Below are 26545 nucleotides of genomic sequence, written 5' to 3' on the forward strand. Positions count from 1 at the left end.
AAAATAAAAACAATCGACATCATACCGATTGCTTTTATTGATTCTTTCAGCTTTTCGCACTTAAACTAGCCTTCATTTCTTCGACTGATTCAACTTCAAAGCCTAAATCACTCAGCATTTTATGATCCTCCGTCTCCTCTTGCCCGGCAGTTGTTAAGTAGTCTCCGACAAAAATGGAGTTTGCGGCGTAAAGCCCTAATGGCTGCAATGTGCGGAGATTGACCTCTCTTCCTCCGGAAATGCGAATTTCTTTTGATGGATTGATAAAACGGAACAGCGCCAGCACTTTTAAACAATACAGCGGGTTTAATTCGTTGACGCCTTCTAACGGCGTGCCATCAATTGCATGCAAAAAATTCACCGGAATGGAATCCGCGTCAAGAGCCTTCAAGCTTTTGGCGATGTCAATGACATCCTGTTTCGTCTCCTTCATCCCGATAATGGCGCCTGAACACGGAGACAACCCCGATTCTTTTGCGATTTCAACCGTATTGACTCTGTCATCGTATGTATGTGAGGTCGTGATGTTTGAATGGTTCCTCTGTGACGTATTCAAATTATGATTATAGCGGTCTACTCCGGCATCTTTGAGCCGCTTCGCCTGCTCTGGCTTCAACAGTCCGAGACACGCACAAATCTTCAATCCATACGTCTCTTTAATTTCCTGAACCGCATCTACGACCTGATCCACTTCTCTGTTAGACGGCCCTCTGCCGCTTGCCACGATACAATATGTGCCGATATTCAGATCGTGCGCCCGCTTCGCGCCTTCAAGCAGCGTTTCCTTATTCACCATCCGATAAGACTCAATCGGCGCTTTCGAAATCGCAGACTGTGAACAATAGCCGCAGTTTTCCGGGCAGAGCCCGGATTTCGCATTCATAATCATATTGAGCTTTACTTTTTTTCCATAAAAGTGTTTTCTGATATGAAAAGCTCCATGCATTAATAGCAAAATATCTTCATCAGGACAATGTAATATTGAAAGCGCCTCTTCGTCAGTCACTTCTGCTCCAGCCAGCACCCGGTCTGCAAGTTCCATCCATTGATTCATTCTCATACCCCCACTTGATTCATCAGTAATGATAGATTGATATGGTCTTTTACCATATGTAGAACCGTTTCTTTCGTCACGTTGGCAAGCTTTGGCGTAACCCCTAAAATCGGAACACCGCATAAGCGCTCAATCATCTCAGGATTGGTTTTTTCATCTTCATCAGGAGAGTCACTGATTCCATTGATGATAATTCCGGCAATTGGAAGCCCCATGCTTTCTGCATATTTGACAGTTAAAAAGGTATGATTAATGGTTCCAAGGTGAGGACGTGCCACAATAATCATGGGAAGCTGCAACGCTTTTATGACATGACTGACCAAATAGTCCTCTCCCAATGGCACAGAAATACCGCCCGCACCTTCTACGATGAAGCATTCATGTTTTTCTCTAATCCGCCCCCAATGGCTTAAAACCTCTTCCATGGTGACAGTCTTTCCCTCAAGTTTCCCTGCAACGTATGGTGCAAGCGGCGCCTTGAAGGCAAAAGGCGTAATGTCTTCATGGGAGAGACTGGTCTGCGACATGTCTTTCAGCAGACTAGTATCACTATCTGGATGATGACGCGATATCCCGCTTAAAAATGGTTTATACACCCCGACATCTTTGTTATGTTCTCGCAATAAAGCGGCGATTCCGCTGGATATAACCGTTTTCCCCACTTCTGTATCTGTTCCTGTCACAAAAAAACCCCTCAAATGATGTGCAGCTCCTTTCCGATTGAATGAAATGTTTGCAGCAAATGATCAATATCACCCGTACTGTGATCCGACGTGATTGTGATTCGAATCCGGCTTTCACCTGGCGCAACGGTCGGCGGCCGAATGGCAGGAGCAAAAATTCCCTTGCCCTGCAGTTTTTCAGCAAATAGGACCGTTTTATGGGCATCGCCAATGACCACGGGAATAATCGGTGTGTGATCTCCTTTCACGACATAACCCATATTCTTCAGACTGGTTCTGATCATGCTGATATAAGAAAATAAAAGCTGTCGTTTTTCCCTGCTGGCTTCAATGATGTTGAAAGCCTCGTGAGCAGCCGCACAGCTGGCTGGCGGAATAGCGGTTTGAAAGATAAATGTTCTGGCATGGTTCAGCAAAAAGTCGATGAAGACCGCTGATCCTGCCGCAAAACCTCCTTCCGCGCCAACAGCCTTGCTTAAGGTGCCGATCACAATGTCAGGACAAACACCAAAGTATTCACTCGTTCCTCGTCCCGAATCACCCAAAACTCCTGTTGCATGGGCATCATCAACGACCACGAAGGCATGATAGCGTTGCGCAAGTGAGATGATCTGATCAAGAGGGGCGATTGTGCCATCCATGCTGAATACCCCGTCTGTTACGATAAAACGGCGCTGATAACGCTGTGTTTCATTCAGCTTGTTTTCAAGATCATTCATATCAATATGCCGATAAACAACTGTATCAGCCTTACAAAGTCGGCAGCCGTCGATAATACTTGCATGATTGAGCTGGTCACTTAAAATGACATCTTCCTTTTCTGGCAAGGATGAAAGGACACCGACATTGGCCAAGTAACCGCTCGAAAACAGCAGGGCCGCTTCTGTCCGCTTAAAGCTGGCAATCTTCTTTTCTAGCTTTTCATGCCAGACCGAATTGCCTGTCGTTAAACGTGAACCGCTGCTTCCTGTCCCAAATTGCTGCAATGCTGTTTGGGCTGCATCGATCAAACGTCTATCGCTTGCGAGCCCTAAATAATTGTTTGAGGACCAGACCGTTTGATTTTCGCTATCAATGTTCCTCTCTGGAACCGGTGCCCCATTCATTGACCGCAGGTTACGGTGTACGCCGGCTTCCTTTACTATGTCTAACCGCTCGTTTAACCAGGAATCAATCTTCAAGGCTCGTAACCTCGTGGATCGCTTGTTTCATAATGGCAACCATTTCCGAGAGCTCTTCAGCTGTGCTGGCAAGAGGAGGAAGAAATGCAATCACGTCCCCAAGCGGCCTTGTCAGCATTCCTAACTCTCTCATTTTTAAGGAAACTTTGTATCCAATCCGCCGATCAGCCGGGTAAGGTTCTTTGGTTTCCTTTGACCGGACAAGCTCTGCACCGCACATAAAGCCAAGCTGCCGAATATCCCCAACATGAGGAAGAGCGTGCAGATCTTGAAGAAGAAAATGGAGCTTTTTACTTTTTTCCGCTACTTGTTCCACAATGTTTTCAGATTCAAATAATGCCAGATTTTCAAGCGCAACCGCACAGCCAAGCTGATTGCCTGTATAGGAATGGCCATGGAAAAAGGTTTTTAGGTTTTCATAATCATCATAAAATGCCTTATAGATGTCTTCAGTGGCAAACGTAACGGCAATTGGCAAATAGCCTCCTGTAATGCCTTTACCGGCAGCCATCAGATCAGGCTGGACATTCTCGTGCTCGCACGCAAACATTTTTCCTGTACGGCCAAAGCCTGTAGCGACTTCATCAACGATCATTAAGACATCGTATGTTGTACATAGCTCGCGCACCCCTGCCAAATATCCTTCCGGCATCACGATCATACCGGACGCGCCTTGTACTATTGATTCAATGGAAAGCGCGGCAATTCCCTCGTGATGTTCCTTAAGCAGCTGTTCAAGCTCTCGGAGGCACTGATCACGGCACTCATCAGGATCACCGCTTTCAGAGCGATACACATAAGGAATCGGAGCCTTGTAACTCTCGAACATCAACGGGCCGTATACGTGGTGAAAAAGCTCAATTGAACCGACACTGACGGCGCCAATCGTATCACCGTGATACCCGTTTTTCATTGCGATGAATTTTTGTTTCTCGGGCTTCCCGATGTTCTTCCAATACTGAAACGCCATTTTTAGGGCTATTTCCATCGCTTCTGCGCCGCTGTCTGAATAAAAGACCCGCGTGAGCTTTTTTGGGCTAATATCGATTAATGTCTCGGCAAGCTGGGTTGCTGGAACATTGGTCATGCCCAATAACGTGGAGTGCGCAATTTTTCCGAGCTGTTTTTTTATGGCGTCATCTAGTTCTTTTTTGCGGTGTCCGTGGACATTAAGCCAAACTGATGAAAAACCGTCATAGTATTCCTTGCCATTTATGTCTTTGACTTTGATTCCAGTCCCGCTTTCGATGATTAAGGGGTTTTCATCATAATCTTTCATTTGGGTAAATGGCAGCCAGAGGTGCTTTTTACTTTTTTCTATCAAATCATGAGTCATGGTCTTCCTCCCACTCGATTAAAATAGGCTGCTTCTCCAGATCATGTATGTACGTGTTTACATCATTGGATCCATCAATAAAAAAGACTCGGCAGCCCTCTTCAGTCCCGTATTCTTTCATTGCTGTAATACGCTGATAGCCCATTTTCTTACCCGCAACATAGCCTGTTATGTAATCCGGATCGTCCGACCAGCATAATTCTGCAACGGCTGCCGGGTGCCAGCTTACCTTTGAAGCGAGCGCAAGGGCCTCTTTTATTCTTGAATGAGCTGGCACGTGACTGTGAAGCGCCCATTTTTCAAAATTAGCGTCCGGCCAATCCATTCTGGAGACCCGCACCCCTTTTTCTTTTGTTTGATCCATTCGCTTGCCTGTATGAATATCAAACAACACCGCACCCCTGACATCTGACCATTCAGGGATTTGTTCATATGCTTTTTCAATCACGTCTCGTGAAACGCCTTCTTTTTCCAATAACAATCGGGCAAGCTTTTGTCCTTCTTCCGGGCAGCTCACTTCATTCGTATACACAAGCAATGGCTGAATGGTTTTTATCGATTCATGTACCTCTTCAAATTGAATTTGCATAAAATCAGGTTTTCCTCTTGAATGGGATAACCCTTTTTCTAATAAAGCATTGACTGTATGCTTCATCTCATGGAAAGGAATAAGCCGTTCTCCGCCGGATATATGCTTTCCGCCGTCTTCATGAGATCCATTCATAGAAGCCCTCATTCTGACACTATAAAAAGTTTCTTCTTGCATCATTTCTCGCCCTTTCACTGAAACTGAAGAACGTGTAGTGCTTCTCACCTCAATTGTTAACCAATTATATTTAAAGGTTAACAATTAGAATATATTATTCTCTCCTGTTTCTGTCAATAGAAGAAAGGATCGATTTATGGCAGTTGGTTAAAAGGAAACAAAAAGACCGTTTTCACACAAAACGGTCTTTTTCGATTTCTTTTTACAGTCACAGCCACTTTTGCAAAAACCGGACAGCTTCATGCCTCATAACTGCTGTTTCGAAATGTCCCGAAGCAGAACGGACCACTCGGTAGCAATCAGAAGCTCCCTGTCCAGCATAGACAGCTGTCAATTCTTTTTCGATTTTGTCCACGCCCTCGGCCGGCGTTAACCGATCGTGTACACCAACAAGACTAAGGTGCGGGCGCGGCGCGATCAGGCCTTGGATCTCCGATGCGGAAAAATGCTTTGCAAGCGATGGGACGTAATAATAAAAGCCGTGCCTATCAAGATTCTGTGTTTTGATCAGCACGTGATGATCCACCTGGCTGCACAAATCCACACACACCTTAATCCGGTCATCGAGCGCCGCTGTCCACCACGCCATCAAACCTCCCATAGACATGCCGATGGTTCCGATCCTGTCAGGCTGAACATCAGAGCGTGACTGCATATAGTCCAACGCACTTAAACTGTCATAAATCATCATCCCCCACATCACTTTTCCGGTGAGAAGCATTTCTTTAAATATCTCGCTTTCCGCTTTTCCCCGCCGATCTCCAAATCCCCAATGATCAATCGCAAGAACGCCGTATCCGAGTGAAGTAAGCTCATCAGAAAAAGAAGGCGTTTTCAAATAATCCGCTCCCTCAATCAGCTCACTTTTTCCCCTATCATACTGGCCCCCATGCGAATGCTGAAACAATACGGCTGGGCACGGTCCTTCTGTTTTCTTCGGCTTCACAAAATAAGCGGGCACCTTTTCATGTCCATTTAAATCGAGCAGGAGCGTTTCAACAATATTTTCTTCTCTTTCTTCAATACGTAATGTCTCAACACTGATTGGCCTCCGATCAGGCAAATCACCAAGCAAACGAAACAGTTGCTTTCTTCTTTCGACTCTCATCCCATCACCCTTCCTTTTTCGCTTACTTCACATTTACGAGACAGATCTGGGTTCCCCTTTATTTTTCCAACATAAATCACATCATTTACTAAATATTTAGTAAATATAACGAAATATTCCGAAAACAATTATTGTAACCGCTTACTTTTATATGATAGTATCAATTTATCAAAAACAGATGAGTTAATATTTTACTAAATAGATGAGAGGGATACCCATGGTTCGTATTAAAGATATCGCCTTGAAAGCTAAAGTTTCCAGCGCAACTGTGTCCAGAATTTTAAATGAAGATGAGTCGCTTTCTGTTGCGGGCGAAACGAGACAAAGAGTCATCAACATCGCTGAAGAGCTTGGTTATCAAACCGTTGCCAAACGCCGAAAATCCCGCGGGCAAAAACAGCGGGCTCAGCCGCTGATCGGTGTGTTGAGCTGTCTGTCCCCTGATCAGGAAAGGCAGGACCCTTATTTTTCTTCCATTCGGAAAGGGATTGAAAAGGAATGCTTTGAACAGGAAATTTTCATTACAAATTCGATTCATCTCGGCTCCTTTCAGGAACATATCTTTCGGGAATTGGATGGTGTCATTGTCATCGGCCGTGTTCATGATGAAGCGGTTAAGCATATCAGCGGGAGGCTGGAGCATGCCGTATTTATCAATCATTCACCAGATCCGCAAGCATACGATTCGATTGGAATCGATTTTGAATCGGCTTCACGCCAGGCGATTGATCACCTTCTCGACTTAGGCTACAAACGGTTAGGCTACATTGGCGGACAAGAAAAAGAGCATACGCTGAAGGACGGCCAAAGCATTCGCAGAACGATTGAAGATAAACGCCTGACCGCTTTTTTGGAGTCAGCCGCCCCCCAGCCTGAGCATGTGCTGATCGGAGAATACAGCATGCGTGAGGGCTATCGCCTGATGAAGAAAGCAATCGATCAAGGCCATCTGCCGGAAGCATTCTTTATTGCCAGCGATTCTATGGCGATCGGCGCATTAAAAGCGCTTCAGGAAGCCGGACTGCAAGTGCCGCGGGATACCGCAATCGTCAGCTTTAACGGCATTGAGGAAGCTGAATTTGCCAGCACGCCTTTAACGACGGTGAAGGTATACACAGAGGAAATGGGCCGGACAGGCGTAAAACTGCTGCTTGACCGTCTCAATGGCCGAACGCTTCCTCACCATGTCACCCTGCCTACAACATTAATCGTAAGACAAAGCTGTGGATGTACAGCAAAGGAGGTGACATAAGCAAAGATTCATCACGATGATAAGGAGGAAAAGATGAAACACACTTTTGTTTTATTTCTCTCTCTTATTCTGCTTGTTCTGCCCGGGTGTTCAGCAGAGAAAAGCTCAGCAGATACCGCAAAAAAGACGTTAACCATTTATTCTACAATGTCAACCGACAGTGAAAGAGATACGTTCAGAAAACTAGCGGCAGCATTCGAAAAGGAACACAGTGACATTCATGTCAGCCTTCATTTCCCAGGCAATGACTATGAAAATATGATGCGTGTCAGAATGGCGGCCAATGATTTGCCAGATCTATTCGATACACATGGCTGGGGGAAAATCAGGTACGGTGAATATACAGCGGATCTCCGGGATATGGAATGGACTCAAGATCTTGATCCCAATTTAAACAGCATCCTCAAAAATAAAAGCGGAAAGGTGTATGCCTATCCGATCAATCAGGCAAAAGACGGTCTGGCGTATAACCGCAATATTTTAGACCGTTACGGCATTGCTCCGCCGGAAACCATGGATGACTTTATCAAAGCACTGAGAACGATTAAAGAAAAAAGCAAGGGAAGCATTGTTCCCTTCTGGTTTGCCGGCTATGACAAAAGCTCATTTGCACAATATTACGACCAATTCGCTACACCTCTTCTCATCACAGACCCTGCCCATAATGAAAAAAAACAGCTCATCAACGGCACTTTTCAATGGAGTAAATTCACTTATTTATCAGAAATCCTCAAACAAATGCAGAAAGAAAAATTGATTAACATCGACGCCGTCACGGCAAAAAAATCACAGCTCATTGAATTAATGGCCCAAAACAAAATCGCCTTTACAATGCAAGGCGGCACCCTCGGCCAAGACGTTGCCCAGATCAATCCGAACGTCAAGGTCGGCATTATCCCGACACCCGCCATACATCCCGGTGATAACCCGATATGGATCGGCGGTGAACGCTACACCCTTGCAGCATGGAAAGATTCGCCTCAATTAAAAGAGGCAAAAGAATTTATCGCATTTATGGCCCGCCCGGCCAATGCCAAACAAATGGCTGAAGCCACATCGCTTCCTTCAGGGCTGACCAATGTGAAAGCTAATATTTTCTACGCAAACGATTATGAGCATTATCAAGATGTCAAAGTCGAGCCTTACTTCGACCGTTTATACTTGCCAAACGGAATGTGGGATGTCTTGGGCACGGTTGGGCAGGAGCTGGCGGCTGACATTATGGCGCCTCAAGAAATTTCGCAGAAACTGGGAAGAGAATATAAACGACTCAGGGAGCAATCGGAAACACAGGGAGCTGAAAACAATGAGTGAGATCGCAAGGGACGTTCATGTGAAACAGGTTAAGCCAAAAAAGCAGTCCTCACTTTGGTGGATGTACATTCCTGCTTTGCTCTCCGTTCTGGTCTTTATGATTTATCCGTTTGTGAAAGGCACATTGATTACCTTTACAAACTGGAACGGCTTTTCACAAGTTTACCAATGGGTTGGATTCGCGCAATATGAAAGGCTGTTTTCTGATCCTGACACTTGGCATATCTTAAAAAACACTCTGCTTTACGGGCTTGGGAGCACCTTTTTTCAAAATGTGGTCGGGCTTCTGTACGCTCTGCTCTTAAATCAAAGCATTAAAACGAAAGCGGTAACAAGAACAATTGTGTATTTGCCGGTGATGATCAGCCCGCTCATTATGGGCTACATTTGGTACTTTTTCTTCTCCTATGACGGAGGCGCGCTCAACGATTTGCTCGGGGTCTTCGGCATCAGCCCTATTAATGCGCTCGCCAGTCCCTCGCTCAATCCATGGATCATTGTCATGATTAACACCTATCAATATGTCGGGATCGCTATGGTTGTCTACTTAGCCGGTCTGCAAAGCATTCCGAAAGACTACTATGAAGCGGCGCAAATGGATGGCGCGAAACAAGGCCAGCAGTTTTTTACCATCACGCTGCCGCTGTTAATGCCCTCCATTACCATTAATATGGTCATCAACATTATCGGAGGCTTAAAGCTGTTTGACGTCATCATTGCACTCACCGCTGGCGGCCCCGGAAATGCGTCACAATCCATGTCCACATTTATGTATGATTTGTATTTCAAACGGCAGGATGCCGGCTATGCCGCAACGCAAGGCATATTTATGGCATTTGTCATTTTGATCATCAGCTTTTGCGCGCTTGCGTACTTTAAAAGAAAGGAGACGGAAATGTCATGAGAGCCGCCCGTACAAAAAGCATGCGGATCATTACGCTTCTTGCAGCCATTGTGGCCTGTGCGCATTTTATTCCTTTTTATATCCTGCTGACCACTTCATTGAAAGCAAAAGGAGACTACAGTTCGAAATGGATATTTCCAGCCGACATCTCCTTTCATAATTTTTCAGAGGCGTGGGAGCGCGCTTCGCTAGGAAACTCTTTTATAAACACCATGATCATCACAGGTTTTTCTGCCTTGTTATTAATTATATTCGGCTCACTTGCCGCCTACCCGCTTGCCCGGCGGGAAACGAAACTGAATAAAGCCGTTTTTGCCTTGCTGATTTCCATTATGATCATCCCTCCGTTAACGTCCATGGTTCCTTTGTACCGAATGGTCGTGGACGCCGGAATGGTCAATACACACGCAATCGCCATTTTCATCAATACAGCGGCTTACATGCCTTTAACCGTATTCTTATATTCAGGCTTTATCCGATCGACCATTCCAAAAGAGCTTGAAGAAGCCGCAAGAATTGACGGCGCAGGCATGCTGAAAATCTTTTTTACGATTGTGTTTCCTCTGCTGAAGCCGATCACTGCGACCATCTGTATTATTTCTTGTGTCTTTATTTGGAACGACTATCAATTTGCCATTTTCTTTTTACAAGATCAAAAGGTTCAGACATTAACAGTAGCCATGGCAGGTTTTTTCGGAGAAAACGCAAACAACCTTCATTTAGTTGCCGCAGCGGCACTTATGGCAATGCTGCCGATGGTTGTTCTGTTTTTGGCGCTGCAAAAATACTTTATTGCCGGCCTGTCTTCCGGAGCGGTAAAGGGTTAACATTAAAGGAGGAAGCAATATGAAAAAGATTACATTTATCGGTGCAGGGAGCACGATTTTCGCCAAAAATGTTTTGGGAGACTGCCTGTTAACAGAGGCACTGAATGGATTTGAGTTCGCTCTTTACGACATTGATCCCAAACGCCTGCAGGAATCCCAGCTCATGCTCGAAAATCTAAGAGACCGTTATAACCCAAGTGTGGCCATCAACAGCTATGATGACAGAAAACTCGCCTTGCAAAACGCAGGCTATGTCATCAATGCGATTCAGGTTGGAGGATACAAACCGAGCACAGTCATCGATTTCGAGATTCCTAAACGGTATGGGCTGCGCCAGACGATCGCCGATACAGTCGGCATCGGCGGGATATTCAGATCTCTCAGAACAATCCCGGTCTTATTTGATATCGCAAAAGATATGGAGGAAATGTGCCCTGACGCATGGTTCTTAAACTATACAAATCCAATGGCCACTCTTACAGGCGCCATGCTCCGCTATACCAATATCAAAACAATCGGGCTCTGCCACAGTGTTCAAGTGTGCACGAAGGATTTATTTAAAGCTCTCGGAATGGAGCATGACGGAATTGAGGAACGCATCGCAGGAATCAATCATATGGCTTGGCTTTTGGAAGTCAAAAAAGACGGCACAGATTTATATCCAGAAATCAAAAGGAGAGCGAAAGAAAAACAAAAAACAAAGCATCATGATATGGTGCGGTTTGAATTAATGGATAAGTTCGGCTATTATGTCACGGAATCGTCCGAACATAACGCAGAGTATCACCCATACTTTATTAAACGGAATTACCCTGAATTGATCAGCGAGCTGCAAATCCCGCTCGACGAATATCCGAGAAGGTGCGTCAAGCAGATTGAAAATTGGGAGAAAATGCGGGATGACATCGTCAACAATAAAAACCTTACGCACGAACGCTCAAAGGAATATGGTTCAAGAATTATAGAAGCAATGGAAACAAACGAACCATTCACCTTCGGAGGAAACGTCTTGAATACAGGGCTGATCACCAACCTTCCTTCAAAAGCGGTTGTGGAAGTGACATGCGTCGCCGACAGAAAAAAAATTACACCGTGCTTCGCCGGAGAACTGCCTGAGCAGCTTGCCGCCTTAAACCGCACGAATATTAATACACAGCTGATGACAATCGAAGCGGCTGTCACACGGAAAAAAGAAGCGGTTTACCAAGCTGCAATGCTTGATCCGCATACAAGTGCGGAGCTTTCCATGAAGGACATCATCTCCATGTGTGACGATTTATTTGCAGCACACGGCGATTGGCTTCCGGAATACAAATAAAAACTAGGGGACCGCTCTCCCCTAGTTTTTTGGTTTTGTTTCGCCTTCCCATGCCATCATGCCGCCTTCAACATTGACTGTTTTAAAGCCTTGCTCATCCAGGTACTTGCAGACGTTCATGCTGCGCATTCCTGAGCGGCAGATAAATACGTACTCTTTGTCTTTATCAAGGCTTTCCATTTTTTCAGGAATATCCCCCATGCGAATATGAACGGCTTGCGGGATCATGCCTTCCGCTACCTCTTCATCTTCTCTGACATCAATTAAATATAATTCTTCGTCCGCCTCAATTTTTTCTTTCAAAGCGGCTGTGCTGATTTCTTTTATTTCCAAAGAAAACACTCCTATTCACAGTGATCATGTTCAGTATATCAAAGTCAGCTGAACGATTGCTATTCTGAGACTGATGAAAAAAATCCCCTTTTGGCAAAGGGGATTTTTTCTAGGCTTAGTTTGCCACAATATTGACAAGCTTGCCAGGCACCGCGATGATTTTCCGAATCGTTTTGCCTTCAAGCTGCTCTTTGACCTTTTCATCTGCTTGAGCAAGCTGTTCCAGCTGTTCTTTCGTTGCATCGGCAGGAACCTGTAATTTAGCTTTTACTTTTCCGTTTAGCTGAATAACGATTTCAACTTCATCATCCACAAGTTTTGTTTCATCATATACAGGCCAAGCTTCGTAGGCAATTGTGCCGGAATGGCCAAGCTTCTCCCAAAGCTCTTCCGCTAAGTGTGGCGCGATAGGAGAAAGAAGCTTCACGAAGCCTTCCATATATTCTTTCGGCAGTTCTGTTGCTTTATAAGCTTCATTAATAAAGACCATCAGCTGGGAAATACCTGTGTTGAAACGAAGGCCTTCATAATGGTCTGTGACTTTCATAACCGTTTCATGATAGACGCGCTCCAATGTTTCACCAGCGCCTTCAACGATTTTGCCACTAAGCTCACCGTTTTCTTCAACAAATAGGCGCCATACACGGTCAAGGAAACGACGCGCACCGTCTAATCCTGATTCAGACCAGGCGATTGAAGCATCAAGAGGTCCCATGAACATTTCGTACAATCTCAGCGTATCAGCACCGTGAGAGGACACGATTTCGTCAGGGTTGACAACGTTCCCTTTAGATTTACTCATTTTTTCGTTATTTTCGCCGAGAATCATTCCTTGGTTGTACAGCTTTTGGAACGGTTCTTTCGTCGGCACTACGCCGATATCATAAAGGAACTTATGCCAGAAGCGCGCATACAGAAGGTGAAGCACGGCATGTTCTGCACCGCCGATATACATATCGACCGGAAGCCATTTTTCCAATTTTTCTGGTGATGCCAGCTGATCCGGATTGTGCGGATCAATATAGCGCAAGAAATACCAGCAGCTTCCCGCCCATTGCGGCATTGTATTCGTTTCTCTTCTTCCTTTTTTCCCTGTCTCAGGGTCTGTGACTTCCACCCACTCTTTAATGTTCGCAAGCGGTGATTCGCCCGTTCCGCTCGGTTTGATTTCATCCGTTTTCGGCAAAATCAGCGGCAGCTCCTCTTCAGGGACAGCTGTTGACGTTCCGTCTTCCCAATGAATGACCGGAATCGGCTCGCCCCAATAACGCTGGCGGCTGAAGAGCCAGTCACGAAGACGGTACGTCACTTTCTTCTCACCGTTTTTCGTTTCTTCCAGCCAAGCGATCACTTTCTCAATCGCTTCCTGTTTGTGAAGGCCGTTCAGGAAATCAGAGTTCACGTGCTCGCCGTCGCCAGTATAAGCTGCTTCCTCAACGTTCCCGCCTTTTACGACTTCCTTCACCGGAAGGCCAAATGTTTTGGCGAATTCAAAATCACGCTCGTCGTGGCCTGGAACTGCCATGACAGCACCTGTTCCGTATGATGCAAGAACATAATCCGCAATCCAAATCGGCAGTTTTTCTCCGTTTACAGGATTGATCGCATACGCTCCTGTGAATACGCCTGTCTTTGTTTTCGCAAGATCTGTGCGTTCAAGGTCACTCTTTGATTGAATTTCTTTGATATAAGCTTCAACAGCTTCTTTTTGCTCAGCCGTTGTGATGTTTTCCACCAATGCGTGTTCCGGGGCAAGGACAGTGTATGTAGCGCCAAACAGCGTATCTGGTCTTGTTGTAAACACCGTAAAGGAATCATCATGTCCATCTATTGCAAAATGAACGTGAGCGCCTTCCGAACGGCCGATCCAGTTGCGCTGCATATCTTTAATGCTTTCCGGCCAATCAAGCTCTTCCAAATCCTCAAGGAGCCTGTCCGCATAAGCGGTGATTTTCAGCATCCACTGCTTCATTGGGCGTCTCTCTACCGGATGGCCGCCGCGTTCGCTCTTGCCGTCAATAACTTCTTCGTTGGCAAGAACCGTACCGAGCGCAGGGCACCAGTTTACAGGCACTTCGTCAACGTAAGCAAGGCCTTTTTCGTATAGCTTTAAGAAAATCCATTGCGTCCATTTATAGTATTCAGGGTCAGTCGTATTGATTTCGCGATCCCAGTCATATGAGAAGCCAAGCGCTTGAATTTGGCGGCGGAAGTTATCAATATTCTGCTTCGTAAACACAGCAGGGTCGTTCCCTGTGTCAAGGGCGTATTGTTCAGCTGGCAGGCCGAATGCGTCCCAGCCCATTGGATGAAGGACATCATAGCCCTGCATGCGCTTCATGCGGGACAGAATATCCGTAGCTGTGTATCCTTCAGGATGGCCGACGTGCAACCCAGCTCCAGACGGATAAGGAAACATGTCCAGCGCGTAAAATTTTTGTTTTTCATTATTATCAAGAGTGGCAAATGTTTTGTTTTCAAGCCAATATGTTTGCCATTTCTTTTCTATCTCTTTGTGCTGAAAACTCAAAGTAAAAACCTCCTTCTGATTGAATACGGCGTGTATGGTTCAAGTATTGACGGGAAGGAGAGGATTATATTCAGAATATTCCCAAACTAAAAAAACTCCCTCATCCCAAAAAGGGACGAGAGACTTTCGTTTTCCCGCGGTACCACCCTCGTTAGCGCGGCATACGCCGCACTCACTTGATACTTTTAACGCAGTTATGCGTCAGCGGCTTTTCACCGCTGCAACTCTGAGGTGAGTTCGGAAACAAACTTGATTGACTTTCACCAGCCGTCAACTCTCTGCAACAATATCTGTTTCTTACTGCTCCTCTTCATTGTTCTTATCGCAACCGTAATCTAACTGTATTTTATAGAATTCTGTTCATAAGTGCAAGCAGGTTTGTATACAATGGGAATGTACCCTGAACGGGCGAAGATTGAGGACAATTATTCGAGTGGAGTTTTGGTTTGACGTTTGGACTCGGCCGGTTCGCCGCCGCTGTTCAGTTCTCTCACAAAGTCAAAACTTCTGAGAACAGCTTCACCGCCGTAGCCTGAGATAATGGATAAGATGACAAGTTGAATTCCTGAATCGGGGTCAGCGGATAATACAAGTAAAATGGAAGCTGTCATTCCGATAAACCAATCTTCCAAAAATCCAAGGTAGATAAACCGCTTCGTCATTCTGGGCTTCTCCAGTCTGCCTCTCTTTTTCACATGACCGAGAATCCCCATGATTCCTCCAATTACACAAGCAATAAGTACCTGATGCAGCATCTTCATCATCACCTTCCTAAAGCCCTTATTTCGTAAAGCGACTTCAGGCCATCCAGCCCCCTTAAACGATTCCGATGATTTTCGATATCTACATACCGGCAAATCTGTAAAAAGCTTGTTTCTTCCATTATATGTGAACACATGATCGGTAAGCTTGATGCATTGGATTCATTTTTCACCCAGTGACATTTACCTAGTCACCTATTTAGCATGTAGAAAACCTTTCCGTTCATATGTTCATATTCTGTTCTTATTTTTAGTGTATACGAGGACAAGCCCTAATGACAAACAACAAACTGCACTTGCTTGAATCAGAACATGTGTTGTGCTACGGTTACTGTAGAATTCATTTTAAAAAAGGGGAATATCAGGCTTTCGCATAGCAAGCTGACGGCCTAAGGGGGATTTATATGGCTAGTTTTCAATCATTTGGGATACCAGGACAGCTGGAAGTCATCAAAAAAGCGCTTGATCACGTGCGAGTCGGTGTGGTAATTACAGATCCCGCACTTGAAGATAATCCTATTGTCTACGTAAATCAAGGCTTTGTTCAAATGACCGGCTACGAAACCGAGGAAATTTTAGGAAAGAACTGCCGCTTCTTACAGGGGAAACACACAGGTCCTGCAGAAGTGGACAACATCAGAACCGCTTTACAAAATAAAGAACCGGTCACCGTTCAGATCCAAAACTACAAAAAAGACGGAACGATGTTCTGGAATGAATTAAATATTGATCCAATGGAAATAGAGGATAAAACGTATTTTGTCGGAATTCAGAAAGACATCACCAAGCAAAAAGAGTATGAAAAGCTTCTCGAGGATTCCCTCACGGAAATTACTGCACTTTCAACTCCTATAGTCCCGATTCGCAATGGCATTTCAGCTCTTCCGCTAGTCGGAAACCTGACAGAGGAGCGATTTAATTCCATTGTTTGCACATTGACGAATATCTTATCAACATCCAAAGATGATTATTTGATCATTGATTTATCCGGATTGGCCCAAGTGAACGAACAAACGGCCGACCAAATTTTCAAGCTGAGCCATTTGCTGAAATTGACTGGAACTGAGTTAATCATTACCGGCATTAAGCCTGAATTGGCCATGAAAATGAATAAATTGGATGCCAATTTTTCGTCGCTGAAAACATTTTCAAATGTAAAGGATGCCGTTAAAGTGCTTCCGATTATGTAAAAAGATCCCGCTCATCCGGCGGGATCTTTCAGATTGTTGACAAAATCCTAAAATGGTTTTCATTTTAGGATTTTGTCATCTTTTCAGCGTGATTGAAAACCCTTGAAGTCTAGGAAGGACGAGCATAGGAGCGGAGCGAATGTTCTAATTCGTGAGCACCGAAGCGCAGGCCTGACAACGAATGCGAGGGTTTGTCGACACGCTGAAAGATCCCGCTCATTCGGCGGGATCTTTTATTATGAAGAGATTGATGCCTGCTTATTTGTTTCTTTAGCTGATTTTATCCGTTTGTCATATAGAAGCGTTGTGGCAATACTGATCAGCAGCAATACCAACAGAGATAAAACAAGGGCCTTAATGCCGTAATGATCGACAAGCACTCCTCCGAACAGGGGACCAATCATTCTGCCGCCTGTCGCCGCACTGTTGACAAAGCCTTGATAAAAGCCTTCTTTCCCTTTAGGGGCGAGCTGATTGGCAATTGTCGGCACAGCAGGCCAAACAAGCATTTCTCCGATCGTCAGGATCACCATCGCAGCGAGAAACATCGGAAATTGCTTTGCAGTCAGCAGCATGCTGAAAGACACAATAAAAATGATAAAGCCGATGACCATTTGCGCTTTTAGCGACTCGGCCCATTTTTTCACCACAAAACTGACGAGCGGCTGGCCGAGCACAATTAGAATTCCGTTAACTGTCCATAGCACGCTGTATAAGGAAAGAGATATTCCAATGCTTTGTGTGTACGAAGCAATTGTGGTGGACCATTGAGAATAAGCCAGCCATCCGAGTACATAGCCTCCGCTTAAAATGATCAATGCGGCAAATTTTGCTTTGCTGTTCACAGCATCATAATCAAGCACGGATGTTTGGGATGCATCGCCCGTCTGAATATTTCGAAATCCGAAATATACAACAAAGAAAAAGATCAGATACAATACGGCATTTGCCAAAAATACATATGAAAACGAGAAAGATGCCACGACACCGCCAAGTGCTGAACCGACGGCCACACCCGCGTTTTGCGCGACATATATCGCATTAAATGCCTTCCTTCCCCCTTCAGGCCATACCGATCCCGCCATTGCGTAGCTGGCCGGAAAAACAACACCGGAGCCAAAGCCCACAATCGTCAGCAGCACAATATAGGCCGGCCAATCATGAAAAAAGACAAGGCCCATCAGGCTTGCTAACGTAATGGCTATCCCAAGCATAATCGATTTAAAACCGCCGATTTTATCAAACAAAAAACCTCCGCATAAATTGCCAGCCACACTGGCGCCGGAATTCAGCATCAGGACAAGTCCGGCTACTGTTAACGACTTTCCTAAATGATTATGGATATAAATCGTATTCAGCGGCCATAAAAAAGAAGCACCCGTCACATTGATAAACATTCCAATGACTAAAATCTTAAGAGCACGCGGCATACTCATCCCCCTTTCTTACTTAAAAAAGCTCATGAAAAAAACGAAACCTAAGACGGCTCCGTACGAATCCAGTTATCATAGCACATTAATTCTATCTGTCTCTCTCACATTTTTCAACTGATGAACGTGAAAAAATCTAACAAATATTGTTTGAAAAATGTAAAATAAATAGAAAAAGGGGTCATATTATGGAAATGGTATTAGCATTCTTAGGTTTTCTGGCATGTCTCATTGCACTGGGCTATGGATTATATCACTTTGTCAGATATGTACTGAAAAAGGAAAAACGTTTCTCCAAGAGACTTTTTTGGCCGCTTTTCATTGGAGGCCTTGTGCTGCTCTTTACCGGGGCAGCATTGGCAGAACCTGACACTTCCGCAGCAAATGCCGAGAAAAAATATTCAGCGCTAAACGCCGAATACAAAAACCTCACAAAAGAGCATGAAGAACTTGAGAAAGAATATAAATCTGTCAGCTCTGAAGCAAAGAAATTAAAAGACAACAAAGAAGATCAAGACAAGCTTGAGAAGCTTAAAAACGAAAATAGCGATCTAAAAAAGACTCAGAAATCATTAAAAGCTGAGATTAAAGAGCTTCAAGAAAATCAAAAGCAGCTCAAAGAAGATGCAAAAACGGCAAAGGCTGAAAATGAAACACTCCGACAAGATAAAACAAAGCTTGAAAATCAATTAAAAGAGACGGAAAGCCAAACCGCCAGTTCTCATGAAGACACTGGAAGTTCTTCAAACAATACGAGTAAAAGTGATGAAACCAAAACAGCTGACAAAGCAGAAGGCTGTAATATCAAAGGAAGCAAAAACGGCATCTACCACACGCCAGGCAGTACATACTATGACCGGACAACCGATCCGGCTGAAATGTTTTGCTCAGTTGAAGAAGCTGAAGCCGCCGGTTATAGGGCGCCAAAACGATAAACAAAAAGCTCCAGAATGTCTGGAGCTTTTTCTGTTTCACAACGACGATTTAATGACCTTCTTATAATAAAGAACTGACAGAAAACCAAAAATGGAGTAGAGCGCAGTATATAACACCATCACCATAATCATAGGCGCCCATACCTCTGATCCGAATAAGAACCAGCCGGATTGGACGGCAAAGTAACTGTGGAAGAGGCCGACAACGAGCGGAATGCCGAAGTTGTACATTTGTTTGATGCGTATTCCCTTTATTAGGTCGCCCTGCGTAAAACCGAGTTTTCTTAAAATCGTATAGCTCGGTTTTTCATCTTCACTTTCACCCATTTGTTTAAAATAAAGGATACAACCTGATGTAATCAGGAACGTTAACCCTAAGAAGCCGACGATGAACATCACCATACCAAACAGTGATTTTTGCGCAGCGCTTGTATCCAGTCTTGATAAATGCTCGTTTTTCTTGTTCACCTGTTGAAAAAGCTCATTTGCTTTTTCCATTTGATCGTCATGTTTCACATTAACGCCGATAAAGGTAGATTGCGCCAGCTGAATTTGGGGGTCCTTATCCTTGTTCAGCTGTTGAAACAGGCTGTCATCCACAATGACAGCGGGCATGCCCCCGCTTGTAAACGTGTAGGATACAAGAAACTCTTCTCTTAATCCTTTATATTTTAATGGCTGCGTCTCATGTTTGCTTTTTATTTTAATAACACCAGAGTCCTTGAAAACCATTATTTTTTGCAGCAAGTCGGTGTATCCTGAGAAAACGGCTTCTCCAGCCGCCACATCGGCTCCTTTTACATCTTTGTCGCTAACAACAGCAAGCTGCATATTGCTGGGATCGCCCTGCATCTCTTTCGGAGTTCCATCCATGATATTTGCAATGTCAACATTTGCTTGCAGGACAGGTGTTGCCTTTTTTACAAACGAGATGTTGCTTTCCCTCAATCTGTTTTCAAATAACTTGGCATCTTTCTCATTCATGAATGAAAAATCAGCCGCTACATTTTGTTCAGCGGTCTTTTCTGACGAGTAATACGAGATATATGCAAGAGATAACAGTCCGATCGCAAGTGCTGAAACGGTTGTAATAATCGTCAGCAGCAGAGCATTCGATTTCATTCTGAACATGATTGATGACAGTGACAGGACCTCAGAAATATTTAAGTAGCCGCCCTTGCTTTTTCGAATGATATTCGAGATAAACGTAACTGATCCTTTATAAAACAAAAACGTCCCGATAATGACGCTCCCCAGAATGAAGCTCATCGCAACAAACAGTTCATTAATGGTCTTAAATTTTCCGCCAAACAGCTCAGAAGACACATAGTATCCTGTCAAAATCAACACGATGCCTAAAGCGCCGATTATCATTTGGAAAAATGATATTTTCTTTACTTTGTCTTCAGTGGAGGACGTTACTTTAAACAAAGATAAAATACTCTGTTTTTTGATAAACGTATAATTCATGATCATGATCAAAAGGTAAATGCCGCAGAACACAATGACCGTTTGGACCAAGGCCTGCTCAGAAAAATGCAGTTTCGCATCCGCTTTGACATCGACAATTTTGAACAGAATCATCAAGACAAGCTTCGATATCGAAAACCCGGCCGCGACCCCGATCGCTAATGAACCGAAATACAGCATGACATTTTCTGCGCTTAAGATGCGAAAAATTTTATGCTTCGTCATTCCAATTAATTGAAACAGCCCGATTTCTTTGCTCCGTCTCTTAATAAAAATCGTATTGGCATATAAAATGAAGATCGCCACTACAGCCACAAGCAAAATCGAAGCGGTTTTAATAGCCGCGGCTCCCTTGATTGAACCCTTCACTTCGTTAATTGCTGGATCATACTGCAGCGTGACAAAGGCGAAATAAAGCGCCACGCTAAAGATGAGCGCAAACACATACAGATAGTAATTACGAAGATTCTTTTTCAAATTTCGCAGGATGAGCTGATTAATGTTCATGCTGCACCCCGCCTAACACGCCTTGCGTTTTCATAATATCCTGGAAAAACGTCTGCCTGTCCTGGCCCCCTTTATTCAGCTGTGTATACATTTGCCCGTCCTTAATAAAAATGACTCTGCCGCAGTAGCTGGCAGCGACGGGATCATGGGTAACCATAATAATCGTGGCGTTTCGTTTTTGATTGAGCTGGCTCAGCTTATTTAATAGATCAGAGGCCGATTTCGAATCAAGCGCGCCGGTCGGTTCATCAGCGAAAATAATGCTCGGGTCATGAATAAACGCTCTTCCGGCGGATGTTCTCTGCTTCTGGCCGCCGGAAATTTCATTCGGGTACTTATCCCGCAATTCATATATTCCCAGTTCCTTTGCAACTTCCTCAAACTTGCGATTGGCTTCCTTTTTTGATAGTTTCGTGATCGATAAAGGCAGAAGGATATTCTCTTTCACTGTCAATGTGTCTAACAAATTGTAATCCTGAAAGATAAAGCCTAAATGCTGTTTTCTAAATTCAGCCAGCTGCTTTTCCTTCATAGCCGTCATGTCATTTCCATTAATATGAATGGTTCCGTGACTGACCTGATCGATTGAGGACAGAACGTTGAGCAAAGTGGTTTTTCCCGACCCGGAAGCACCCATAATACTGACGAATTCGCCCTTTTCAATGTGAATATCGATGCCCTTCAGCACTTCCTGTTTATTCAGCTTGTTTCCATAACTTTTTCGAATTTTATTCGCTTCTAAAATCACCATTTACGCAGTCTCCTTTATATTGGATAATCTCATTATAAAAAGGAATGCCGGGCTTTTCCTTCGATACGGCGAACAAAAAAGAAAAGCATGTGACATTTTCGTCACATGCTTATGACATGTTCAAATTGATTCCGTCTTGGAAAGGTTAATGTAAAAACTGTCCCCGCACCGAACTCCGACTCAACATCAATAAGGATCAATAACGGCGCCGCTGCTTTTTTTGCCAAGTACAGCCCCATGCCAGTTGACGCTTGATCATGGTGATCCGTTGTGGATGTAAACCCTTTATCAAAAATACGCGGTACATCTTTTGGATCAATGCCCCTGCCACAGTCTTTCACTTGGAGCTGCGTCTGTTCCCCTTTTCGAAAGCTTTTGATCTCAATTTCAGAGGCTTCGCTGTATTTCACCGCGTTTGTCAGCAGCTGCCTGATGATAAACGCCAGCCATTTTGCATCGCTCAGCACTTCTTTGGCCTCGAGCTGTATGTCAAAACCGATCCCTTTTTGGATACACCACGATTGTAAGTCTTTGATTTCTTTAAAGATCAAAGGCTGAAGCTGAATGAATTCTACTGACAGGTCGTTTTCAATAAATGAAATGCGTTTTTGATGAAGCTGCTGATCAAGAAGCAGGTGAATACGCAGCCATTCATATGACAGCTGGGATTTCAGTGCTTTTTCTTCCATTCTATCAATGATTAAATGCATCGCTGTTAATGGAGTTTTGACCTCATGGATCCATGCCATCAGCTCATCTTTTTCATTTTCCAATGCTAAGCGATGCCGTGCTGCGGTCTGCTTCAAGTGTTCTGTTTGCCCGGCAATGCTTCTTTCAACCATTGCTTCAAACGGCGTTTCCGGTTCATTTATGGCTGTCACATCGAGATTGTTCTCCCATGTTTTCAAGCTTTTATAAAACGCTGTTTCTTTCCGATAGCGGAACCAAAGGAATATGATAAAAAACAAGATGCACAAATACACCATATAAAGTACATTCCCGAATGATATGGAAGGATCGACAAAAGCAATGAACAGCATCAAAGCCTGCTGAAACAAAAACGCGGCAATCCAGCTCCGCCTTTCGATAAGGAATGCTTTAATCATAGAACTTGTCCTCTTCCTTCGCGATGTAGCCCTGGCCCACCTTTGTCTCGATATATGCGCCAAGCTGCAGGACGTCCAGTTTTTTTCGCAGGCGATTGACATTGACGGTCAGCGTATTATCACTAACAAAACGCTCATCGTTCCACAAGCTTCTGATCAGCTCTTCACGGCTGACGATCTTGTTTTTTTGCTCTATTAGTTGTTTAAGAATGAACATCTCATTTTTGGTCAGTTCAACAGATCCTTTGTCATTGCTGACGAGGTTCTGCTCCGCGTCTACAGCAGCGCCGCACCACGTTTTAATCGTACTCGGCTCCGTATTATAATGGTGCACACGCCGGAACATCGCTTGGATTTTCGCAATCAGCACATCAAAATGAAATGGCTTTTGGATAAAGTCATCTGCCCCGAGCTGCATGGACATCACCATATCAGCAGGATGATCCCGGGAGGATAAAAAGAGAATCGGAACATTTGACCGGGAGCGGATCTGCCGGCACCAATGAAAGCCGTCAAATTTAGGCAGCTGTACATCAATAATGACACAATCAGGATTAACCGCCGCAAATTCCTGCAGCACCTGACTGAAATCCTGAATGCCGTATACATCATAGGACCATCCCGTTAAACGATCCTTGATTTCATGAAACAGCGATTCATCATCTTCAATCAGCAAAAGTTTAAACAATCAATTCACCGCACTTTTTCCTTTTTTATCAAGTGTATAGCAAAACGCTATCATGTGCTATAGAAAAAGCCGGCTGTCTCAGCCGGCTCGTTCGCATTATAGTTCTCTTCTCAACGCTGTCAGCACGTTGGTTTTTGTTGCTTTTCTCGCCGGGTTCATTCCGGAAATGACTGCGACCCCTCCGCAAATCACAACGGCAATGATCACAAGACTCGCCGGGATGTAGGAGAATGTGTAATTCAAGTCGCCCGCATCGCTTCCGCTTGTAGCCGCAAGAATCATCGGAACGGCCAGGTTGACAAGGTAGCTCACGCCATAAGAAATGATAATCCCAATCACACAGCCTAAAATTCCGATATACGCGCTTTCCATCAAGAACATTCGGCGAATGATTGACGGGCTCGCCCCAATCGCTTTCATAATGCCGATCTCTTGCGTTCTCTCTGTCACCGCCATCGTCATCGTGTTAAAAATGCCGATCGCTGAAATGATAACTGCGATACATCCGACAAAGATCAGTCCGATTTTGAAGACCATGAAGAAGGTATTGGCTCCCTCAAGTTCGGTAGTCACTGATGTGACATAGTACCCGTCATCTGTTAGATCATTTGTCAGCTGTTCCACATTCTCAAACTTATCAGCAAAAACACCAATGTTCGTTTCAACATTTCCGCCTTTGAAATCTAAGAATTCCGAAAAATCTTTTTTGAATTGATCACTGATAAAAATGTTTGAGTCCTCCATCCAGTCTTGAGATGGTTTTTTTGTAATACCGACAATTTTAAAGTCATATGTTTTTGTTTTTGTAACATCCCCTGTTTTAGGATCTGTCTTCGATACACTTAGTTCTATTGTTTTGTTCAGAATATCTTTCGTATAGCCCTTTGGTTCTTTTATATCTTCTGGATTTCCTTTTGCTTCTTCGATTTTTTTGTTATATTCTTCCGATTCTTTTTTCGTCAATAATCTCTTTGCGAAGTCGTATCCTACTACGATTTCATTTTCTGACTTTGCGACTCTTCCCTTTTCCAATTCCATATTGGCCTTTAATTCATCATTCATATTAGTAAAAATGAGATTTGAGCTTTCATTTGTACGATTGCCTAAAGTAGCTTTGTTTGGTTCATACACTTGTGTTCTTTCTACAACTGACCTTACGTGATCATACTTCTCTAAGTCAGCTTTTTTAATAGGCTTGTCTCCTTCCTTGCCCATTACACTGACTTTCGTTACAACCTGCTGGCTCATTGTCATATCTGTAATTGTCTTTTGAATCCCAAACCCAACGGACGACAGCACAACCAAAAACGCACACGCCATTGTTGTCGCAAGAATCGTCATAAAGACGCGAAGTCTGTTTTTCTTCATATTTCTTCTGATAAAATGAACCTGATCCTTAAACCTCAACGGTAATTCCTCCTTTTAGCACACCATCATGAAGCTGAAATTTTGAATGTCCGATAGAAGCGACTTCATCATCGTGAGTAATGATCACAAATGTAATGCCACGCTCACGATTCAGCTGCTGGATCAATTCCAGCACTTCATGTTCCGTTTCTGAATCAAGGCTTCCCGTCGGCTCATCCGCTAAGATAATCGAAGGATTTAAAATCAACGCTCGAGCAATACTGACACGCTGCTGCTGGCCGCCTGACAGTTCATTCGGATAATGAGCGGCGTGGTTTTCCAGACCGACGCGTTTCAGCATGTCCTGCACCTTTTGCTTCCGCTCAGATGGCTTGATTCCTTTTAACGCCAGCGGCATTTCCACATTCTCATACGTCGTTAAGCCCGGAATGAGCTGAAAGCTTTGGAAAATAAACCCGAAATGATCAAGCCGAAATTGCGCCCATTCCTTTTCATTAAACCCCGTAACATCAGTGCCATTAATGACAATCCGCCCTTTTGTCGGCGATATGTAGCCGGAAATTAAATTCAAAAGCGTTGATTTACCTGAGCCGCTTCGTCCGACAATACAGGCGATCTCACCTTTCGCCACACGTAATGAAACATCCTTCAATACTGGAACTTCATTCTCACGGCCCTTTTTTCCGATCGTGAAAGAATGGTCGATATGCTGAACATCAATCATATGTTCTCTCTCCCTTACAAAAGTTTTGTTTTTTTATAAATCGCAAAATAACTAATCAAGAAACCGATTACCGCGCCGGCAGCCATGCCAATGAAATAGCCTGCAAAGCTCTCGCTGGCAGAAAATCCAAAGTAGCCGAAGCCCATGATTCCTATGATAATAACGATGATCTGCACCGGGCGGTTAAGCGGCTTCCATAAGAAGAAATATCCGTTTCTTTCATTAGACAGTTTGACAAAGCTAATATAGCCGATGATGTAGAAGATGATAGTCATGATAGCCGGAATCACTAAATAATATGGTGAATTCTCAGCCCATTTTGAGTCTACATAAATTATCGGAATGAAATACTGCACCCATTTAGGTACTGGACCATGGATAAAATCGATTGATCCGCCAATAAGGATCTCGAGGTTGATCACAGGCAGGCTGATGAGTAAAAACGGCGAAATGGCTACGGTAAATGAGACTAGAAGCTGTGCGAAACTATTGCCTGTCAAAGCTCCTCCGGCCATAATCAAAGAATAAGCCAGCATGCTAACAATAATCATTCCCAAGCTGTAATTGTGAAAATAAACGGCCTGATCAGGCTTCAAAAACAAAATCAGTAAAACAGATAAAACATAACCTATGAGCTGCGGGATCACAATCACCATTCCGCTAGTAAAGAACTTCGCGTTAAATATCTGCCCTCGTGTATAAGGAAGGCTTAATGTAAAATCAAAAAAGCCCTTGCTTCGTTCAATCCCTAGCTGGCTGACCGCCAAAACGACTCCCCAAATCCAAAACAATGAGATAAATGAGCTGTTTAAATAATCAACGCTGAATACGCAGGGGCCGACCCAATTTTCTTTTCCAGTGACACAGCCTTGATAGATGAGATACATATTTAAAATTGATAATGGATTACCTAATATAAAAACCAAAATGGTGATAACTAAGGCGACTTTATTCTGCCGCCACTCTTTGTAAAGCAGTCCGGAATCCGGCAACTCACTTCCCTCCAAAC

Annotated in this window: 24 protein-coding genes and 1 other annotated feature; of the genes, 7 read left to right on the top strand and 17 right to left on the bottom strand. The window is 44.1% G+C overall.

Annotated features, from left to right (window positions below; translation table 11 throughout):
- Positions 1-46: 46 nt before the first annotated feature.
- From bioB to KXZ66_RS15510, 6 genes are all read right to left on the bottom strand, one after another.
- Positions 47-1054 (bottom strand): biotin synthase BioB, encoded by a 1008-nt coding sequence (gene bioB / locus KXZ66_RS15485; RefSeq protein ID WP_004398967.1) that lies wholly within the window; start codon positions 1052-1054, stop codon positions 47-49.
- 2 nt (positions 1055-1056) lie between these two features.
- Entirely contained in the window at positions 1057-1752 is a 696-nt protein-coding gene (bioD, locus tag KXZ66_RS15490; protein ID WP_041851110.1) for a dethiobiotin synthase, read from the bottom strand.
- Complete coding sequence (gene bioF, locus KXZ66_RS15495) at positions 1749-2918, bottom strand: 8-amino-7-oxononanoate synthase (RefSeq protein ID WP_041851111.1); 1170 nt, start codon at positions 2916-2918, stop codon at positions 1749-1751. Before bioF ends, bioD begins: the two co-directional genes overlap by 4 nt.
- The gene (gene bioA / locus KXZ66_RS15500; protein WP_021480339.1) at positions 2908-4254 is read right to left on the bottom strand and encodes an adenosylmethionine--8-amino-7-oxononanoate transaminase; all 1347 of its coding nucleotides are present in this window, start codon (positions 4252-4254) and stop codon (positions 2908-2910) included. Before bioA ends, bioF begins: the two co-directional genes overlap by 11 nt.
- Entirely contained in the window at positions 4244-5020 is a 777-nt protein-coding gene (gene bioW / locus KXZ66_RS15505; protein WP_041851143.1) for a 6-carboxyhexanoate--CoA ligase, read from the bottom strand. The genes bioA and bioW overlap by 11 nt, the downstream gene beginning before the upstream one ends.
- A 208-nt stretch (positions 5021-5228) precedes the next feature.
- Positions 5229-6128, bottom strand: coding sequence for a dienelactone hydrolase family protein (locus KXZ66_RS15510; RefSeq protein WP_041851112.1), 900 nt, complete (start codon positions 6126-6128; stop codon positions 5229-5231).
- A gap of 217 nt (positions 6129-6345) precedes the next feature.
- Between KXZ66_RS15510 and KXZ66_RS15515 the strand changes: the two genes are divergently transcribed.
- From KXZ66_RS15515 to melA, 5 genes are read left to right on the top strand one after another with little or no spacing between them, the layout of a single operon-like run.
- A complete protein-coding gene (locus KXZ66_RS15515) occupies positions 6346-7380 on the top strand; it encodes a LacI family DNA-binding transcriptional regulator (protein WP_041851113.1) in 1035 nt (344 codons plus the stop codon).
- Positions 7381-7413: 33 nt separating this feature from the next.
- Positions 7414-8694, top strand: coding sequence for an ABC transporter substrate-binding protein (locus KXZ66_RS15520; protein ID WP_041851114.1), 1281 nt, complete (start codon positions 7414-7416; stop codon positions 8692-8694).
- Entirely contained in the window at positions 8687-9598 is a 912-nt protein-coding gene (locus tag KXZ66_RS15525; RefSeq protein ID WP_015251409.1) for a carbohydrate ABC transporter permease, read from the top strand. The genes KXZ66_RS15520 and KXZ66_RS15525 overlap by 8 nt, the downstream gene beginning before the upstream one ends.
- Complete coding sequence (locus KXZ66_RS15530) at positions 9595-10425, top strand: carbohydrate ABC transporter permease (protein ID WP_014480612.1); 831 nt, start codon at positions 9595-9597, stop codon at positions 10423-10425. Before KXZ66_RS15525 ends, KXZ66_RS15530 begins: the two co-directional genes overlap by 4 nt.
- 19 nt (positions 10426-10444) lie before the next feature.
- Positions 10445-11743: an alpha-galactosidase MelA gene (gene melA, locus KXZ66_RS15535; protein WP_003246000.1), complete on the top strand. Its 1299-nt coding sequence runs from the start codon at positions 10445-10447 to the stop codon at positions 11741-11743.
- 21 nt (positions 11744-11764) lie between these two features.
- On the opposite strand, the gene KXZ66_RS15540 is transcribed toward melA, so the two are convergent.
- The 3 genes from KXZ66_RS15540 to KXZ66_RS15550 form a co-directional block, all read right to left on the bottom strand.
- Entirely contained in the window at positions 11765-12076 is a 312-nt protein-coding gene (locus KXZ66_RS15540; protein ID WP_041851115.1) for a rhodanese-like domain-containing protein, read from the bottom strand.
- A gap of 115 nt (positions 12077-12191) precedes the next feature.
- Complete coding sequence (gene leuS / locus KXZ66_RS15545) at positions 12192-14606, bottom strand: leucine--tRNA ligase (protein ID WP_219144609.1); 2415 nt, start codon at positions 14604-14606, stop codon at positions 12192-12194.
- 108 nt (positions 14607-14714) lie between these two features.
- Positions 14715-14929: a binding site (T-box leader), on the bottom strand.
- A 102-nt stretch (positions 14930-15031) separates the two neighbouring features.
- Positions 15032-15367, bottom strand: coding sequence for a DUF4257 domain-containing protein (locus KXZ66_RS15550; protein ID WP_219144980.1), 336 nt, complete (start codon positions 15365-15367; stop codon positions 15032-15034).
- A gap of 404 nt (positions 15368-15771) precedes the next feature.
- Between KXZ66_RS15550 and KXZ66_RS15555 the strand changes: the two genes are divergently transcribed.
- Positions 15772-16557 carry a YtvA family blue-light photoreceptor gene (locus KXZ66_RS15555; RefSeq protein ID WP_049140998.1) on the top strand — a complete coding sequence of 262 codons (786 nt, stop codon included), beginning with the start codon at positions 15772-15774 and terminating at the stop codon, positions 16555-16557.
- A gap of 236 nt (positions 16558-16793) precedes the next feature.
- Here KXZ66_RS15555 and KXZ66_RS15560 read toward each other — a convergent pair whose 3' ends face one another.
- Positions 16794-17987 (bottom strand): MDR family MFS transporter, encoded by a 1194-nt coding sequence (locus KXZ66_RS15560; protein ID WP_041851117.1) that lies wholly within the window; start codon positions 17985-17987, stop codon positions 16794-16796.
- Positions 17988-18175: 188 nt separating this feature from the next.
- Here KXZ66_RS15560 and KXZ66_RS15565 point away from each other — a divergent pair, with 188 nt between their 5' ends.
- Positions 18176-18922 (top strand): LMBR1 domain-containing protein, encoded by a 747-nt coding sequence (locus KXZ66_RS15565; RefSeq protein WP_014477720.1) that lies wholly within the window; start codon positions 18176-18178, stop codon positions 18920-18922.
- 36 nt (positions 18923-18958) lie between these two features.
- On the opposite strand, the gene bceB is transcribed toward KXZ66_RS15565, so the two are convergent.
- The 7 genes from bceB to ytrD form a co-directional block, all read right to left on the bottom strand.
- Complete coding sequence (gene bceB / locus KXZ66_RS15570) at positions 18959-20899, bottom strand: bacitracin ABC transporter permease BceB (protein ID WP_128747204.1); 1941 nt, start codon at positions 20897-20899, stop codon at positions 18959-18961.
- Positions 20889-21650 (bottom strand): bacitracin ABC transporter ATP-binding protein BceA, encoded by a 762-nt coding sequence (bceA, locus tag KXZ66_RS15575; protein ID WP_003229137.1) that lies wholly within the window; start codon positions 21648-21650, stop codon positions 20889-20891. The genes bceB and bceA overlap by 11 nt, the downstream gene beginning before the upstream one ends.
- A 101-nt stretch (positions 21651-21751) precedes the next feature.
- On the bottom strand, positions 21752-22756 hold the full coding sequence (gene bceS, locus KXZ66_RS15580; RefSeq protein ID WP_161619632.1) for a two-component sensor histidine kinase BceS: 1005 nt from the start codon (positions 22754-22756) through the stop codon (positions 21752-21754).
- The gene (gene bceR, locus KXZ66_RS15585; protein WP_070547660.1) at positions 22749-23444 is read right to left on the bottom strand and encodes a two-component response regulator BceR; all 696 of its coding nucleotides are present in this window, start codon (positions 23442-23444) and stop codon (positions 22749-22751) included. The genes bceS and bceR overlap by 8 nt, the downstream gene beginning before the upstream one ends.
- Positions 23445-23540: 96 nt before the next feature.
- Positions 23541-24851 carry an ABC transporter permease YtrF gene (gene ytrF / locus KXZ66_RS15590; protein ID WP_047183062.1) on the bottom strand — a complete coding sequence of 437 codons (1311 nt, stop codon included), beginning with the start codon at positions 24849-24851 and terminating at the stop codon, positions 23541-23543.
- Complete coding sequence (gene ytrE / locus KXZ66_RS15595; protein ID WP_014477726.1) at positions 24841-25536, bottom strand: ABC transporter ATP-binding protein YtrE; 696 nt, start codon at positions 25534-25536, stop codon at positions 24841-24843. The genes ytrF and ytrE overlap by 11 nt, the downstream gene beginning before the upstream one ends.
- Before the next feature lie 14 nt (positions 25537-25550).
- Positions 25551-26528, bottom strand: coding sequence for an ABC transporter permease YtrD (gene ytrD / locus KXZ66_RS15600; RefSeq protein WP_049140982.1), 978 nt, complete (start codon positions 26526-26528; stop codon positions 25551-25553).
- Positions 26529-26545: the final 17 nt, after the last annotated feature.

Origin of the sequence: Bacillus sp. LJBS17, from assembly GCF_019334685.1 — a bacterium.
In the GTDB taxonomy this organism is placed as follows: Bacteria; Bacillota; Bacilli; order Bacillales; family Bacillaceae; genus Bacillus; species Bacillus subtilis.

Excerpts from the sequence above, each read along its gene's own strand:
- bceS (WP_161619632.1), bottom strand. The coding sequence starts at position 22,756 with ATGATTAAAGCATTCCTTATCGAAAGGCGGAGCTGGATTGCCGCGTTT.
- KXZ66_RS15515 (WP_041851113.1), top strand. The coding sequence starts at position 6,346 with ATGGTTCGTATTAAAGATATCGCCTTGAAAGCTAAAGTTTCCAGCGCA.
- KXZ66_RS15510 (WP_041851112.1), bottom strand. The coding sequence starts at position 6,128 with ATGAGAGTCGAAAGAAGAAAGCAACTGTTTCGTTTGCTTGGTGATTTG.
- bceB (WP_128747204.1), bottom strand. The coding sequence starts at position 20,899 with ATGAACATTAATCAGCTCATCCTGCGAAATTTGAAAAAGAATCTTCGT.
- melA (WP_003246000.1), top strand. The coding sequence starts at position 10,445 with ATGAAAAAGATTACATTTATCGGTGCAGGGAGCACGATTTTCGCCAAA.
- bioA (WP_021480339.1), bottom strand. The coding sequence starts at position 4,254 with ATGACTCATGATTTGATAGAAAAAAGTAAAAAGCACCTCTGGCTGCCA.
- bioB (WP_004398967.1), bottom strand. The coding sequence starts at position 1,054 with ATGAATCAATGGATGGAACTTGCAGACCGGGTGCTGGCTGGAGCAGAA.
- ytrE (WP_014477726.1), bottom strand. The coding sequence starts at position 25,536 with ATGATTGATGTTCAGCATATCGACCATTCTTTCACGATCGGAAAAAAG.
- KXZ66_RS15555 (WP_049140998.1), top strand. The coding sequence starts at position 15,772 with ATGGCTAGTTTTCAATCATTTGGGATACCAGGACAGCTGGAAGTCATC.
- KXZ66_RS15530 (WP_014480612.1), top strand. The coding sequence starts at position 9,595 with ATGAGAGCCGCCCGTACAAAAAGCATGCGGATCATTACGCTTCTTGCA.
- KXZ66_RS15520 (WP_041851114.1), top strand. The coding sequence starts at position 7,414 with ATGAAACACACTTTTGTTTTATTTCTCTCTCTTATTCTGCTTGTTCTG.
- bioW (WP_041851143.1), bottom strand. The coding sequence starts at position 5,020 with ATGCAAGAAGAAACTTTTTATAGTGTCAGAATGAGGGCTTCTATGAAT.
- KXZ66_RS15550 (WP_219144980.1), bottom strand. The coding sequence starts at position 15,367 with ATGAAGATGCTGCATCAGGTACTTATTGCTTGTGTAATTGGAGGAATC.
- KXZ66_RS15560 (WP_041851117.1), bottom strand. The coding sequence starts at position 17,987 with ATGCCGCGTGCTCTTAAGATTTTAGTCATTGGAATGTTTATCAATGTG.
- KXZ66_RS15525 (WP_015251409.1), top strand. The coding sequence starts at position 8,687 with ATGAGTGAGATCGCAAGGGACGTTCATGTGAAACAGGTTAAGCCAAAA.
- KXZ66_RS15565 (WP_014477720.1), top strand. The coding sequence starts at position 18,176 with ATGGAAATGGTATTAGCATTCTTAGGTTTTCTGGCATGTCTCATTGCA.
- bceA (WP_003229137.1), bottom strand. The coding sequence starts at position 21,650 with ATGGTGATTTTAGAAGCGAATAAAATTCGAAAAAGTTATGGAAACAAG.